The organism is Streptomyces sp. NPDC031445 (assembly GCF_055581365.1).
In genome coordinates, this window is record NZ_JBVIJO010000002.1 from 281,958 (window position 1) to 296,186 (window position 14,229).

The 14,229-nt window shown below is 74.8% G+C and carries 10 protein-coding genes and 3 tRNA genes; 7 read left to right on the forward strand and 6 right to left on the reverse strand.

What is annotated here, in order from left to right; translation table 11 throughout:
• The first annotated feature begins 16 nt into the window (after positions 1-16).
• From ACZ5DC_RS07595 to ACZ5DC_RS07605, 3 genes are all read left to right on the forward strand, one after another.
• Positions 17-1,051, forward strand: coding sequence for an AAA family ATPase (locus ACZ5DC_RS07595; RefSeq protein WP_468650399.1), 1,035 nt, complete (start codon positions 17-19; stop codon positions 1,049-1,051).
• Between the two features lie 9 nt (positions 1,052-1,060).
• The gene (locus tag ACZ5DC_RS07600; RefSeq protein WP_468650401.1) at positions 1,061-4,966 is read left to right on the forward strand and encodes an SAV_2336 N-terminal domain-related protein; all 3,906 of its coding nucleotides are present in this window, start codon (positions 1,061-1,063) and stop codon (positions 4,964-4,966) included.
• Between the two features lie 157 nt (positions 4,967-5,123).
• A complete protein-coding gene (locus ACZ5DC_RS07605; RefSeq protein WP_468650403.1) occupies positions 5,124-6,161 on the forward strand; it encodes a rod shape-determining protein in 1,038 nt (345 codons plus the stop codon).
• 19 nt (positions 6,162-6,180) lie between these two features.
• Here the strand turns inward: ACZ5DC_RS07605 and ACZ5DC_RS07610 are convergent, their stop codons facing one another.
• From ACZ5DC_RS07610 to ACZ5DC_RS07620, 3 genes are all read right to left on the reverse strand, one after another.
• On the reverse strand, positions 6,181-7,134 hold the full coding sequence (locus ACZ5DC_RS07610) for an anti-sigma factor RsbA family regulatory protein (RefSeq protein ID WP_468650405.1): 954 nt from the start codon (positions 7,132-7,134) through the stop codon (positions 6,181-6,183).
• Positions 7,131-7,382 (reverse strand): STAS domain-containing protein, encoded by a 252-nt coding sequence (locus ACZ5DC_RS07615; RefSeq protein ID WP_468650407.1) that lies wholly within the window; start codon positions 7,380-7,382, stop codon positions 7,131-7,133. The genes ACZ5DC_RS07610 and ACZ5DC_RS07615 overlap by 4 nt, the downstream gene beginning before the upstream one ends.
• A 563-nt stretch (positions 7,383-7,945) precedes the next feature.
• Positions 7,946-8,272: a hypothetical protein gene (locus ACZ5DC_RS07620; protein WP_468650409.1), complete on the reverse strand. Its 327-nt coding sequence runs from the start codon at positions 8,270-8,272 to the stop codon at positions 7,946-7,948.
• A gap of 293 nt (positions 8,273-8,565) precedes the next feature.
• Here ACZ5DC_RS07620 and ACZ5DC_RS07625 point away from each other — a divergent pair, with 293 nt between their 5' ends.
• Both ACZ5DC_RS07625 and ACZ5DC_RS07630 read left to right on the forward strand, forming a co-directional pair.
• Entirely contained in the window at positions 8,566-10,983 is a 2,418-nt protein-coding gene (locus ACZ5DC_RS07625; protein WP_468650411.1) for a helicase C-terminal domain-containing protein, read from the forward strand.
• A 173-nt stretch (positions 10,984-11,156) separates the two neighbouring features.
• On the forward strand, positions 11,157-11,597 hold the full coding sequence (locus ACZ5DC_RS07630) for a PIN domain-containing protein (RefSeq protein ID WP_468650413.1): 441 nt from the start codon (positions 11,157-11,159) through the stop codon (positions 11,595-11,597).
• A 236-nt stretch (positions 11,598-11,833) separates the two neighbouring features.
• Here ACZ5DC_RS07630 and ACZ5DC_RS07635 read toward each other — a convergent pair.
• From ACZ5DC_RS07635 to ACZ5DC_RS07645, 3 genes are all read right to left on the reverse strand, one after another.
• Positions 11,834-11,910: transfer RNA gene (locus ACZ5DC_RS07635), tRNA-Ile, on the reverse strand.
• Positions 11,911-12,085: 175 nt separating this feature from the next.
• Positions 12,086-12,158: transfer RNA gene (locus tag ACZ5DC_RS07640), tRNA-Asn, on the reverse strand.
• Positions 12,159-12,164: 6 nt separating this feature from the next.
• A tRNA-Asn gene (locus ACZ5DC_RS07645) sits at positions 12,165-12,237 on the reverse strand.
• A 157-nt stretch (positions 12,238-12,394) separates the two neighbouring features.
• Between ACZ5DC_RS07645 and ACZ5DC_RS07650 the strand changes: the two genes are divergently transcribed.
• Together ACZ5DC_RS07650 and ACZ5DC_RS07655 are read left to right on the forward strand one after the other, a co-directional pair.
• Entirely contained in the window at positions 12,395-12,700 is a 306-nt protein-coding gene (locus ACZ5DC_RS07650) for a YtxH domain-containing protein (RefSeq protein ID WP_366749462.1), read from the forward strand.
• Between the two features lie 34 nt (positions 12,701-12,734).
• Positions 12,735-14,174 carry a xylulokinase gene (locus ACZ5DC_RS07655; RefSeq protein ID WP_468650415.1) on the forward strand — a complete coding sequence of 480 codons (1,440 nt, stop codon included), beginning with the start codon at positions 12,735-12,737 and terminating at the stop codon, positions 14,172-14,174.
• Positions 14,175-14,229: the final 55 nt, after the last annotated feature.

Genomic DNA, 14,229 nt, shown 5'->3' on the forward strand with positions numbered 1-14,229 from the left:
CGGAGAAGAAGAGCCCATGCCCCTGTGGCCCGTCTACACCGGTACGAACGCGCCGCACGACGGCATCACCGAGCTGCCCCCGCCGCCGCCCTGGCGGGACTTCGACGGCGGGCCGGCGCTCCCGGCGCCGGACGCGTCCGCCGACGCCGCCGCCGTCTCCCCCGACCGCACGCACCGCGCCGAGACGTACCAGGCGACCGCGGAGACGGTCCAGCTGGTCAACGCGGCCCTGTATCTGCGCCGCCCGCTGCTGGTCACCGGCCCGCCCGGCACCGGCAAGTCCTCGCTCGCGTACGCGGTCGCCCGTGAGCTGCGGCTCGGCCCGGTGCTGCGCTGGAACATCACCAGCCGCAGCACGCTCCATGACGGCCTCTACCAGTACGACCCGCTCTCGCGGCTGTACGCGGCCCGGCAGGAGGCCGCCCGGCAGGGCGGGGCCGAGGGCGCGGACGACCGGTCGGGCATCGAGGACCATCTGCGCCTGGGGCCGCTCGGCACCGCCCTCCTGCCGTACGCCCGGCCCCGCGCGCTGCTCATCGACGAGATCGACAAGAGCGACCTCGACCTGCCCAACGACCTGCTGAACGTGATGGAGGAGGGCCAGTACGAGATCCCCGAGCTGGTGCGTGCAGCGCGGCACGCGCCGGACGGCGTCGCCGAGGTGCTGGCCGACGGCACCGACGAGCGGGTCCCGGTGGCCCGCGGGCGGGTCCGCTGCCGGGCCTTCCCCTTCGTCGTCCTCACCAGCAACGGCGAGCGCGAGTTCCCGCCCGCCTTCCTGCGCCGCTGCGTCACCCTGCGCCTGCGGCAGCCCGACGACCGCCGGCTCGCCGAGATCGTCCGCGCCCATCTGGGCGAACTCGACGCCCACGCGCGCACCCTGATCGACCGGTTCCTGTCCCGCGCGGGCACCGGCGACCTGGCCACGGACCAGCTCCTCAACGCGATCTACCTGGCCCGTTCCGCCGACCTGGACGCCGATTCCCTCGACCGGCTGGCCGAACAGCTGATGCCGTACCTGGGGCAGACCGCGCCGTCCGACGTCTTCTGACGGCTCCTGATGGCCTCCGCATCCTCCCGGGCCGCCGAACGCCCCGGTCCCACGGACCCCTTCGTCCGCCTGGCCGACATCCTGGCCGAGGCGTCCCACGGGGTGCGCCCCACCCCGCTGGAACTGGCCGAACTGCTGTGGCTGGCCCGGCAGATGACACCCGCCACCGGCGACGAAGCACCCGCCGGTCCCGGGGCCCCGGAGCGGGAAGCCCCACCCCCGGCCCCCGCCCCGCCCCCTCCGCCGGGGGAGCCGGCGGGAAAGCCGGAGCCCGCCGCCGAGCCGCCCTCCCGCGTCCCCCTGCACCTGCCCGCCCGCCGCCCCGCCCCGGCGGCGGAGCGGTCCCATACCCCGCTCCTGGCCCCGGCGCCCCCGATGCTGCGTCACCCGCTCGCGCTGCAACGCGCGCTGCGCCCCCTGGGACGCCGGGTGGAGGCACCCGTGGGCCTGGAGCTGGACGAGCCGGCGACCGCCGACCGCATCGCCCGCCTCGGCGCCGACCCCGCGTGGTGGCTGCCGGTGCTGCGCCCCGCACGGGAACGCTGGCTGCGCCTGGACCTGGTCCACGACACCGGCCCCACCATGCCGGTCTGGCGGCCCCTGATCCGCGAACTGCACACGGTCCTCGCCCAGTCCGGCGCCTTCCGCACGGTCGCCCTGCACCGCGCCGCCGCCGACGGCACCGTGCACGGCCCCGGCCCGCACGCCCCCGCCGACGGCCGTACGGTCACCCTCCTGATCAGTGACTGCATGGGCCCGCAGTGGCGGGAGGGGCCCGCCGGCACCCGCTGGTTCGCCACCCTGCACCGCTGGGCGCGCCGGACGCCCCTGGCCGTCGTCCAACCGCTCCCGGAACACCTGTGGCGCGACACCGCCCTGCCCACCGTCCCGGGCACCCTGTCGGCCCCGCACCCCGCCGCCCCCACGGCGACGCTCGCGTTCACCCCGTACGAGCCGCCCGAGCCCGCCGTGTCCGGCGGCGCGGTCCCGCTCCCCGTGCTGGAGCCGGAGCCGCGGTGGCTCGCGCACTGGGCCGGGCTGCTCGCGGCCCCGGGTGGCGGGGGATTCCCGGGCGCCGCCGCCCGGTTGGGGCGCCCGCTGCCGGCGGACGCCGAGGACCGTACGGACGTCGGGCTGCTGTCCGCCGAGGAACTCGTCCTGCGGTTCCGGGCGACCGCCTCCCCGGAGGCGGTCCGGCTGGCCGGCCATCTCGCGGTGGGCCGCCCCGACCTGCCGGTGATGCGCCTGGTCCAGGCCGCCGTCGAACCCGATCCGCGCCCCCGGCACCTGGCCGAGGTGATCGTCAGCGGGATGCTCACCACCGTCCCGGACGGTCCGCCCGGCTCCTACGCCTTCCGGGACGGCGTACGCGAGCTGCTGCTGCTCGGCATGCCCCGCACCGACCGCCACCGCACCACCGGACTCCTGCGCAGCGTGGGCGAGTTCATCGACCGCAGGGCGGGCCGGGCACCGGGCGAGTTCCGGGCGTCGGTCCCGGCCGCGCCGGGCGCGGGGACGGCCGCGGCGGGCGATCCGTTCGCCACGGTCAGCGAGGACAGCGTCCGGCGGCTGACCGCGGACGGCGCCGGGGAGCTGTTCGCGGGGCGGTACCGGCTGCTGCGGCAGGCCGAGGACACGGGCGGCACGGGCTGGTTCGCTCGGGACACGCGGGACGGTGACACCCTCGTCGTGCTGCGCCGGTATCCGCCGGGCCCCTCCCCCGCCGCCTTCCTCGACCTCGGCCGGCGCCTCGGCGAGGTGCGCCACCCCGGGATCGCACCGGTGCGGGACCACGGCGTCGCCGGTGGAACCCCGTACCTGGTCCGCGAGTCCGTCGCCGGCCCGACCCTGCGCCGGCGCCTCCGGGACGCCCCGGACGGCCTGCCCGCCGAAGAGGTCCGCACGCTGCTCCCGCCGCTGGCCGAGGCGGTCCTCGCCCTGCACGCGCAGGACGGGCCGCGCGGCGTGCTGACCCCCCGCTCCGTCGTGCTCACCACCGGCGGGCCGGTGCTGACCTGCCTGGACTCCGCGCCGCTGGCCCACGGGGACCGGGAGGAGGCGCTCCGGGCGCTCGGGGGCATCGCGCGCGCCCTGTACCCCGACGCCTCCGACGCGCTCGGGACGGAGCTGGCCCCGGCCGTCGCCGCGCTCCTCTCCGGCAGCCCGGAGGAACAGCGGCGCGGCGCCGAGCGGCTGCTGCGGCTGGGCCGGGGGCCGCGGAGCGAGCCGGCCGCGGCGGCCGCCGGCCGGGGAGAGATCCACTTCACCGCCGACGGGCTCACCGGCCGCCCGGAAGCCCGCATCACGCTCGAAGCCACCGTGCACGAGATCCTCGCCCGCGGCTCCCTCGGCCCCCGGCGGTACGAGGCGGAGGTCCGCCCGGACGGCTACCTGGTGCGCACCGCGCCCGGCGCCTACCTCCTGCCGGTCCTCGTCGCCGTGCTGCGCGAACTCCCCCAGGCGCTCGCCCGGCTGGCCGACCCGCCGCGGCTGCGGGTGACGTTCGGCCGCCCGCCCGTCCGGCCGCCGGAGGAAGCGGCGGGCGTGGTGGTCGTCGTACCGCCCGCCCTGTACGACGACTTCGCCGCCAGCTCCGCCGCACGGCGCTCGCAGCGGTTCCGGCCGCTGTTTCGCGACAGCGCCCCGGACAGCCCGCCGGCCGCCTGGTACTGCCCGCTCGGGCCCGGGTCCGCCGAGCCCGGGGAGCGGGATCTGGTGCTGGGCCCGTTCATCACGGCCGACCTGCGCGAGCTGGGCGTCCCCACGCCGGGGCGCACGGCCGTCGTCCACACCCGGCCCGGCGGCCCGCTGGCGCTGCTCGACCCGATCCGCCCCTACGGCACGCGCCCGCCCCGCCCGGAGACGTACTACACGGTCGACCTCACCCCGCACGAGACCCGGGAGATCGTGTCCCTGCCGAGTTCCGGCAGGGGCGCGTTCACCGCCGCGGTGAAACTGTCCTGGCGGGTCGACGACCCGGTGGCGTTCGTCCGCGCCGAGGCCACCGGTGTCTCCGGCATCCTGCTGGAGCACCTGCGCGGCGCGGCGGCCCCCGTCACGCGCCGCTACCCGCCGCGCCGGGCGGGCGCGGCCCAGCGGGCGGTGAACGCCGGGGTGGACGACTGGCCGGTACCGGGGCTGGCGGTGTCGTACGCCGTGCAGCTGGTCCCCGAGTGGGCGCCCGCGCCGGCGGCGGAGCCACCGGTCCCGTCCCGGCGGCGGCTGGCGGCGCTGCTCTCGGGCGCCGGGACGGTGCTGGTCGGCTTCGACGGGCCCCTCGCCCGGCTGTTCCCGGGGCAGACGGCCCGGGAGGCCGTCCTCGACCTGCTGTCCGTCGTCGCCGACCACCGCGATCCGCCGGACGCGCTCACGGGCCGGCCGCTGCCCGTCGCGGGCGCACTGGGCCGGGAGGCGTTCACGCACCCGCTGGACCTGCTGCGCGCCTACGCCCACGACGGGCTCGGCCCGCTGCTGCGGGCACGGCTCGACGAGCTGGAGCTGCGGGCCGTGCCGGACGCGCCCACGACCCACCGCTCCCTCGCGCTCGTCCGTGCCCTGCACCGCTCCGGCCGCCGGGTCTGCGTGGTGACGGACGTGTCCACCCAGGCCGTCCACCGCTGTCTGGAGCCCCACCGGCTGCCCCTCGCGGGCGTCCACGGCCGCCGCGCCGACCTCAGCCTGCTCACGCCGCACCCCGACTGTCTGCTGCGCGCCCTGGGCGCCGTCGGCACGCCGGCCCGCTCCTGTGTGCTGATCAGCTCCTCGGTCGCCGAGCTCACCGCCGCCCAGCAGCTCGGCCTCCGCTTCGTCGGCTACGCGCCCACCGCCGCCGGCCGGCGCCTCCTGCGCGAGGGCGGCAGCGAGGTCACGGTCTCCTGCCTCGAACCGCTGGAGGAGGCCCTCCGCGCCCGCTGACACGCCGACACTCCGCAGCGGCCCGGAAAGACACCCGTTCGGCGGCACCCCGCCCGGCGGCCCAGGAAAGGCGCCCGCTCCCGGGGCCGCGCAGGATTCCAGTGAGCCCGCCGGACAGGCGGGGACCTCAAGGCCCGCGCACTCGGGAGGATCCGCCGTGACCGTCGACCTGGAGCGGCTGCGCCGCTGTCACTTCGCCGTCGACCTCGGGGCGGCCCGCACCCGGGTGTATGTGAAGGGCGCCGGTCTGGTCGTGGACCAGCCCTCGGTCGCCGCCGTGAACACCCGCACCGGCGCGCTGATCGCCGTGGGCGAGTTCGCGGAGAGGATGACGGGGCGCACCCCGGACTACATCAGGGTCGTACGGCCCATCGCCGGGGGCACGGTGGTGGACATCGAGATGGCCCAGCGGATGCTGCGGCACCTGCTCGGCGACAAGATGCGCCGGGCGCTGCGCCGCAAGCCCCGGCTGCGGGCGGCGGCCTGCGCCCCGTACGACGCCGATCCGCTGGCCCAGCGCGCCACGACGGAGACGCTGGTCGGGCTGGGGGCCAGGCGGGTGGAGCTGGTCGACACGCTGATCGCCGCCGCGGTGGGGTGCGGGCTGCCGGTGGAGCGGCCCGAGGCCACCATGGTGATGGTGTGCGGGGCGGCGGCGACCCAGGTCGCGGTGCTCTCGCTGGGCTCCATCGTCACCGCCGAGCGGATCCCGGTGGGCGGCGAGGCCGTGGACCACGCGATCGTGCAGCACCTGCGGCACGCGCACGCGCTGATGCTGCCCAGCCAGGCGGTGCGGCCGCTGCAACTGGCCCTGTCGGGCAACGGGCTGACCCCGCACGGTCCGGCGTCGACCGAGATCCACGGCCGGGACGTGGCGACGGGGCTGGCCCGCAGTGTGCGGGTGGACACCGCCGCCGTGCGCGACGCGATCCAGACGCCGCTGACGGCCGTCCTGGACGCCATCGGCAAGGTGCTGCGCGAGTGCCCGCCGGACCTGGTGGCCGACCTCGCCGACCGCGGGATCGTGATGGTCGGCGGCTCGGCGCTGCTGCCCGGGTTCGACCAGATGCTGCGGCGGGCCACCGGGATGCCGGTGCACATCGCCGAGCGGCCCGACGTGTGCGCGGCGCAGGGCCTGGGCGCCATGCTGGAGGGCCGGATCGAACCGCTGGTCCTGGACCCGCTCGCCGCCTGAGCCCGCCCGGGGCGTGCGGTCAGCGGGGGAGGTAGGCGCGGATCGCCGTGCCCTCCGGTCCGGTGTGCGTGCGGACCAGGTCCGCCACCAGGTTGACCAGCAGCAGTCCGCGTCCGCCCCGCTGGTCGCGGGTGGCGGGGCGGCGGCCGGCCAGCGGGTCGGCGAGGCGGCCCCGGTCGCGGACCTCGCACAGCACGTACCCGTCCTCCGGCCACACGGTGAGGACGCCGGTGCCGCCGCCGTGGACGACGCTGTTCGTGGTCAGCTCGGCGGTGATCAGCGCCACGTTCTCCAGGTCCAGGCCGGTCAGGCCCAGCCGGGCGCCGTGGTCGGTGGCCAGGTGCCGTACGGCGGACAGGGAGTCCTCGTCGAAGGAGAGGCGCAGCACGCCGGGGCCGTCGTCGGGGGCGGGGGGCAGCGGCTCGTTGTAGCGGGAGACCACGCCGTCGGGGTCGTAGGCCGCGCTGGCCTTCTCGGTGCCGGAGCCTTCCGGGATGACGACGGGGTGGGTGGCGTGCGCGTCGGCGAGCGCCCGCTCGTCCAGGCGGGCGGTGTCGTACGGGCACAGGATGGTGACCTCGCGGCCCTGGAAGGCGGCGTTGATGAGCGCCTCGTGCTGGGCGCAGGCCGGGTACTCGGCCGGGCTGCGGTCCGCCCAGACCGGCTCGCCGATGATGTGGACCCGGCGGCCGGGCTGCTGGGCGTCGGCGAAGGCGCGCAGGACACCGGGGATGATCCGGCCGGGGTTGCGTCCGGCCTCGCGCATGTCCAGGAAGCGCACGGCGGCGCCGTCGGCGCCCAGCTCGTCCTTGATCAGCCGCAGGTTCTCGCCGGGGACGGCGACCGCGACGGGCTCGCCGGCCGTCAGCGCGGCCCGGACGAACGGCACGGTGCCGGCGACGTACTCCCCCGCGTCGGCGTAGAAGAACGCGGGATGCACGAAGGGGTCCACGGGGTCGGTCGTGGCGGTCATGACGTCCGCACCTCGATCCCCGGCAGACCGGGCCACAGCAGGTCCAGTATCCGTGGCAGGGCGTCCGGGGGCCGGTCCAGCACCAGACGCCGGTGGCCGCCGAGGCCGCGGGCGGCGGCCGCGAGTGCGCCGGCGCCCGCGGCGTCGACGAAGGTCAGCGCGGAAAGCTCCAAGTAAGACACGTCCTCGCCCTCGCGAACGGCCCGCTCCAGCGCGCGCTCCCAGATGCCGCGCGTGGGCAGGCTCACCTCCCCCGCCGCCCGGAATCCGCTCCGCCCGGTCAACGGTGACACGTCGAGCCGCGGCGCCGCGGGCGCCGGCCTCGGCACGACGGCCCGCCGGGGCCGCGCCGGTTCAGCTGCGTTCACGCCGTCTCCCAGCCGCACGGTTCCATGAGTGCCCAGTATGCGCCTCGGCTCCCCTGGACGGGGGTGCAGGTCCGCGCACGGGGGGGGCGGGCGAGGTGTGCGCGGCCCTCGACGGAACGGGACGGCGGGCTTTCCCGCCCGTGCGGCCCCGGCGGTCAGTACGGGAGGATGCGCCCCGAGGGCGTCCTGCGGTCGATCTCCTGCCCGCGCGGCGCGGCGGGCCGCCGGCTGACACGTACCCGGATGCGACGGTCCATGACGCCCTCCTGCTGCCGACACCGCCCGGCTGCACGCCGGTAGGAGGTCCGTGCCCAGGACGTGACCGGTTCAAGCCTGGGCCGGCTCAAGTCTTCTCGCCGGCGCGGCGGTTGACGGTAGCCGACCCCGGGCGAGAGCGTCGTCGGTTGACGGCCTTTCAGCTCGGCGGTACCCGTCCTCCCGGCTCAGCAGTACCTGTCCTCGGCCCGCGCGTACCCGTCGGAGTAGCCGTCGGCGTAACCACGCGCGAAGGAGCCGTTGTTCCGGGCGAAGTTGTTGTAGCCGCCACTCTTGTGGCAGTCGTCCTTGGCGTCGGCCCACCCGGCGCGGAACCCGGACTTGTACCCCTGCCGGTAGCTGTCGTCGCGCTCGACCGTGGCGGTGGCGCCGGCGTGTGTCGCGTTCGGCGACGCCGCGGACGCCTGCTGGATGCCGACAGGGCTCAGGGCGAGGGTGGCGGCGATGACGGCGGTACCCAGGACGGCGGATCGCTTGCAGTGGCTGGCACGCATGACCTGCCCCCTTTGATCTCTAGGTCACTTTGGGTCACTTTCCACCCTAATCACCCTGGTAACTCTCGCAACTGGCCGCACTCCAGTTGCACGGAGCGACCGGCCGTGCCCGAGTTCCGTTCCGGCCGGGACTCGTCGACGGGGCCGCCGCCTCCGACGGGCGGGGGCTGTCGCTTTCCCGCAGCGGAAAACGTTCCCGATGCGCCATGCTTGGAGGCCCGTACGGCGCAGCGCGTCCCGCCCAGCCTGCCGGCGCGAAGCGTGGCGTTCCCCTCGACGAGGTGCACTGATCAGTGAAGTCCAGTAAGTCGACCCTCCCAGCCTGGCTCCACCGCCTCGACGCCCATGACTTGGAGCAGGTACTCGCGGCACGGTCGGATGCCGTGTCCCCGCCGGAGCCCCGCTCGGTGAGCGAACTGGCCGAACGCCTGCAGCGGCCGGGCTCGGTCGCCCTCGCGCTGCCCCGACTCACGCTGCCCGCCCTGCAGGCAGCCGAGGCACTGGCGGCACTGGGTGCGCCGGCCTCTCGGGAGGTCCTGGCGGACCTGCTGGACGCGACGGATGACGAGACCGCGCGCGGCCTGGAAGCGGCGCTCCAGACGCTGTCCACGTATGCGCTGGTCTGGCCGGACGACGAGGGAACACTGCGGATGGCCGCGCCCCTGCGGCAGGCGTGGGACACGCCGCTCGGACTGGACCAGCCGCTGGCGACGCTGTTGAAGGACACGGCCTCCGAGGAGTTGCGCCGCATGCTCACGTCTCTGGGCGTGCGGCCTCCCGGCACCAAGCCGCAGCGCCTCGCGTCGCTCGTGGAGCACCACAGCGACCCGGCACGCGTCACCGCGGTGGTCGCACGGGCACCGGCCGAGACCCGGAAACTGCTGGAACGCAAGGCGGACCCCGCGTACCGACCGCAGGCTTTCGTTCTCTTCGGGGGGCAGTCCGCCCCCGATCCGGGTGCTCGCTGGGCGCTGGAGCGGGGACTGCTGGTCCAGGGTCGATACGACTACGGCCCTGTACGGATGCCCGCCGAGGTGACGCTTGCGCTGCGCGGGCCAGGCTGGCACGCCCCGTTCGACGCCACGCCGCCCGTCGCACCTCTGGTACGCGTCTCCCCGGCGGAGGTCGACGGTGAGGCGTCCGCCGCAGCCACGGCCTTCGCCGCCCACGCCGCCTCGGTCCTGTCGGTGTGTGCGACGACTCCACCCGCCCGGTTGAAGTCCGGCGGTGTCGGGACCCGCGAACTGGCCAGGATCGGCAAGGCGGCCCGATGCGAGGAGCCCGTCGTACGCCTCACCCTTGAGACGGCGTACAAGGCCGGTCTCATGGCCCGCGACGGGGATCGGGTAGCGATGACGGACGCCTACGACACCTGGGCGGAATCGGAGCCCGCAGAGCGACTTCCGGTACTGCTGCACGCTTGGTGGACACTTGGGCTCACCCCCTCGCGGGCCCGGGACGACGACGACAAAGCGCTGCCCGCGCTGGCCGGGGCCCCGCCCTGCACCGGCTGTCTCCAGGCCCGGAAGGGGCTGCTCACCGCCGTCTCCCGGCTTCCGGCCGGGCAAGGCGCGAAGAACGCAGCCGAACTGGGTCCTTCGGCCCACTGGTCACGGCCGCTCGCCGAGGTGCTGCCACAGGACGCGACGCCGTTCGCCACCGTGATCCGGGTGGGGGAGCTGCTCGGTGTCCTCGCTCGCGGTGCGCTGTCCCCGATCGGCGCCGCTCTGCTGGCCGACAGCACCGAGGAACTGGCCGACGCCTGCCACCGCTTGCTTCCCGCCGCCACCGCGACGGCCCGCTTCGGCAGCGACCTGACCGCCGTCGTCACCGGCACGCCCGCCGCTCGGCTGGTCACGCTGCTGGACTCGGTCGCCGACCGGGAGACCAGCGGCACGGCCTCGCTGTGGCGGTTCAGCCCGGCGAGCCTCCGCCGCGCCCTGGACGCCGGCCATAGCCCGGACTCCATCGAGGCCGACTTGGCTGCCGTCGCCGCGGGCCCGCTGCCCCAGCCCCTGTCCTACCTGATCACGGACACGGCACGCGGCCACGGCCGGATCCGCATCGCCTCGGCCGCCTGCGTCATCCACGGCGAGGAACCCACCCTCCTCACCGAGATCGCTGCCCACCGCAAACTCTCCGCACTGGGCCTGCGGCACCTTGCCCCGACCGTCCTCGTCAGCCGTACCCCTGTGGAGAGAACCCTCGCCGCACTGCGGACGGAGGGATACGCGCCGGTCGCGGAGACAGCCGACGGAACCGTGCGCGTCGAACGACTCCGCAGCCCCCGGGCGACCGCGCCGGTCCCGCCTCCGCGCAGAGCGGCAAGCAGGCCCAGCACCTCATCCTGTACGACCGCCACCCCGAAGCAGGCCGAGCTGGCCGAGCTGGCCACCCGACTCGCGGGCGCCCCACTGGCCCATCCCGCCCCCGACCCCGGCAATGGCATCCCCTTCGCCACCGATACCGAAGAAATCATCGCCGGACACGCGACCCGCATCCCCCATGCCGATGTCCGTCAACTCGCCCACGCCGTCGACAGTGGAACGGCGGTCACCATCGAGTACGTCGCCACCACGGGCAACCGCACGATCCGCACCATCAGCGGCCTCGACCTCGACCCTCCGTATCTGTACGCCTGGTGTCATCTACGCGACGCGGAGCGGATGTTCACCCTGTCGCGGATCCACGGGGTGATGCCCCCGGCATAACGCCCGGACAGTGGGCAAGGACGTGCGAGGCGGCCGTGCCCGCCCCGGAGGACCGTCAAGGTAGTAACCCCGGTGGCCCGGGTCGTACCGATAAGCGACACCGACCTGCCCGACCTCGGCCTGCCCGATCTCACCGACGACGAGATCGAGGACACGCTCAAGGGGATGGGCGCGTGACCCTGGTCGCCATCGCCGACACCAACGGCCTGTACCGCCTGCTCGACCCGAACCTCACCGGACACCAGGAGCACAGGAAGGCACTGCCAGCGACCAGCCACCTGGTCATCTCCCCCCTGGTTCTGGCCGAGCCGGACCACCTGATCGCGACACGCGCCGGAGCCCGCAAAGCCCTGGCGACGGCCCGGTTCATCGAGCGCAACGTGGCGACGCGCCGATTCGAGGTGCCGCCTGTCAGCACGCACCTGAGTGCGGCGATCGCGGTCGCGGAAGGGTACGCCGACGGCGGCAAGGGCATCGGACTGACCGACGCCATGAACGTCGCCCTGGCCGCCGCCTACCGCACCGACGCCCTGCTCACCACCGACGATCACTTCCGCATGGTCCGCCCCCTGACCGGCCATCCCGCCTTCCGGCTCCTACCCGACGACCTGTAGCCCGCACCGCCTCCACGTCACCCGCCGCGGTGCCCGCCCCGCGACAGCCGCTCAGGCCAGGCCGTCCGGGACGCCGTCAGCAGCCGCTGGGCGGTCAGCGCTGTCCACAACACCCCATCGCCACCGCCCTGGTGCGCCGCCTGGGTGGCACCCGGCCTGCATGGCGCTCGAAAGCCGACGCGGGGTTCATGATCTCCCTGCCAAGAAGAGACGTGCCGCGGCTCGGAGGCCTGCGTTGGTGGGGCGGGTGGGACTCGAACCCACGGCCGACGGATTATGAGTCCGCTGCTCTAACCGGCTGAGCTACCGCCCCATAGCGGCGTGTCGCGTACAAGTGTGCGCGCCGTCTGCCGCAGCATAGCCGCTCATACGATCTCCTGCCTCGGCTGGTCGGCTACCGCACCGCTCATGACCGTGAGGACAGCGCCGCAGGCCGCGGCGGTTCCCGGAGACATGAAAAAGGACCCCGGAGGGGTCCTCGTTCAGCGCTCCCCCGACTGGACTCGAACCAGTAACCTGCCGGTTAACAGCCGGCTGCTCTGCCAATTGAGCTACGGAGGACCGAAGCTCCCCCGACTGGACTCGAACCAGTAACCTGCCGGTTAACAGCCGGCTGCTCTGCCAATTGAGCTACGGAGGATCGCCTCGTTGCATCGAACGCACCTACCTGGGTATTCGCCAGGGGGCGGGCGCTCGCTGCGACACATACATTAGCGCAAGCAGGGGGGTGCTCTGCCAATCGGTATCCCCGACGCCAGCGCGGTACCAGAAACCTACGCACGGGAAGGGTGGCAGCCATGCGCTACCGGCTCACGTTCCTCGCCGGACTGGCTCTCGGTTACGTACTCGGCACGAGGGCCGGTCGTGAGCGCTACGAGCAGCTGAAGAAGTCGGCCCGCCGGATCGCGCAGAACCCCGCGGTGCGCAACACCGCCGAGACGGCCGCCCAGCAGGGGCGCGTCTACGCGGGCAAGGCCCTGCACACGGTCAGCGACAAGGTCGGCGACCGGGTCCCGGAGTCGGTGGCCCACCCGGTGCGCTCCCTGCGCGACCGCAACAGCGACGGCAGGACCGAGGACGACTGGGGCACGAGCGACACGTGAGGGCCACTCCCGGGAATGCGGCAAAATTCTCCGCATGGGGATAGTCGCCGGCTTGGACAGCTCACCGGACTTCACACGCATCGTGGTCTGCGACACGGACAGCGGTGCCGTACTACGGCAGGGGTACGCCCCGCACCCGGCCGAGGGCCGGCCCAGTGACGTCGACCCGCAGGCCTGGCTGCTCTCACTCGGTGAGGCGGCCGGCGGCGGGTTGCTGGAGGGCGTACAGGCCATCGGCGTGTCGTCCCAGCAGAACGCGGTGGTCCCGCTGGACGCCCAGGGCAACACCGTGCGTCCCGCGATGGCCGGCGGCGACAAGCGCGCCCAGGTCGCGGCCGCCGACCTCGTGGACGCGCTCGGCGGCCGGGAGGCCTGGGCGCAGGCGGTCGGATCCGTCCCGCAGGCGGCCCAGCCGGTCACCAAGCTGCGCTGGCTCGCGAAGAACGAGCCCGAGAACGCCCTGCGCACGGCCGTCCTGCTCCAGGCCCACGACTGGCTGGTGTGGCAGCTGCTCGGGCGCCCCGTGCGGCGGACCACCGACCGCGGCGGGGCCTCCGGCACCGGCTACTGGTCGGCCGCCACCGGCGCCTACCGGCCCGACCTGGTCGAGCTGGCCCTCGGTCACCAGGCGGTGCTGCCGGAGGTGATCGGCCCGTCCGACGCGGCCGGTACGACCCCGGAGGGCCTGCTGATCTCCGCCGGCACCGGGGAGACCATGGCCGCCGCGTTCGGGCTCGGCATCGGGCTGGGGGACGCGGTCGTGTCCCTCGGGGCGTCCGGCTCCGTGATGGCCGTGCACCCCGAGGCGCTCACCGACCAGTCGGGGATGATCACCTCTCTCGCCGACGCCACCGGCATGCACCTTCCGGTCGTCACCACCCTGAACGCCGTACGCGCCCTGCGCGGCGCCGCCGAACTGCTCGGCCTGCCGGATCTGGAGAGCCTGTCCGAGCTGGCGATGAAGTCCACGCCGGGCGCGCACGGGCTGGTGCTGCTGCCGTACCTGGAGGGTGAGCGGACACCGAACCTGCCGCACACCGCGGGGACCCTCGCCGGGCTGCGGCGCGAGTCGATGAAGCCGGAGCACCTGGCGCGGGCCGCGTTCGAGGGCATGCTGTGCGGGCTGGCCGACGCGCTGGACGTGCTGCGCGGTCGGGGCGTGGACGTGCGCCGGATCTTCCTGCTCGGCCCGGCCGCCGAGCTGTCCGCCGTACAGGCGTCGGCGCCGTCGCTGTTCGGCGCGCAGGTCGTCGTACCGCAGCCCGCGGACTACACGGCGATCGGCGCGGCCCGGCAGGCGGCCTGGGCGCTCGGCGTGTCGCAGGGCACACTCGACCCGCGCACCCCGCCGGCCTGGCAGGGCGCGGCGGCGCAGGTGCTGGAGCCCGGCGAGGAGCTGGCAGTGGGGCAGGCGGTGCGTCAGCAGTACACGGCCGTGCGGGAGCAGACCCATCCGGGGGCGTTCCGCCCGTGAGGACCGGCGGCGCGTTAATCGGTTGAGGTAACGCCGGTGGAGTGTCCGACGATAG

What these genes read in the sequence shown, in the direction of transcription:
- ACZ5DC_RS07595 (WP_468650399.1), top strand. Translation starts at nt 17, where the DNA reads ATGCCCCTGTGGCCCGTCTACACCGGTACGAACGCGCCGCACGACGGC.
- ACZ5DC_RS07600 (WP_468650401.1), top strand. Translation starts at nt 1,061, where the DNA reads ATGGCCTCCGCATCCTCCCGGGCCGCCGAACGCCCCGGTCCCACGGAC.
- ACZ5DC_RS07610 (WP_468650405.1), bottom strand. Translation starts at nt 7,134, where the DNA reads ATGACCGCCACGACCGACCCCGTGGACCCCTTCGTGCATCCCGCGTTC.
- ACZ5DC_RS07620 (WP_468650409.1), bottom strand. Translation starts at nt 8,272, where the DNA reads ATGCGTGCCAGCCACTGCAAGCGATCCGCCGTCCTGGGTACCGCCGTC.
- ACZ5DC_RS07650 (WP_366749462.1), top strand. Translation starts at nt 12,395, where the DNA reads ATGCGCTACCGGCTCACGTTCCTCGCCGGACTGGCTCTCGGTTACGTA.
- ACZ5DC_RS07655 (WP_468650415.1), top strand. Translation starts at nt 12,735, where the DNA reads ATGGGGATAGTCGCCGGCTTGGACAGCTCACCGGACTTCACACGCATC.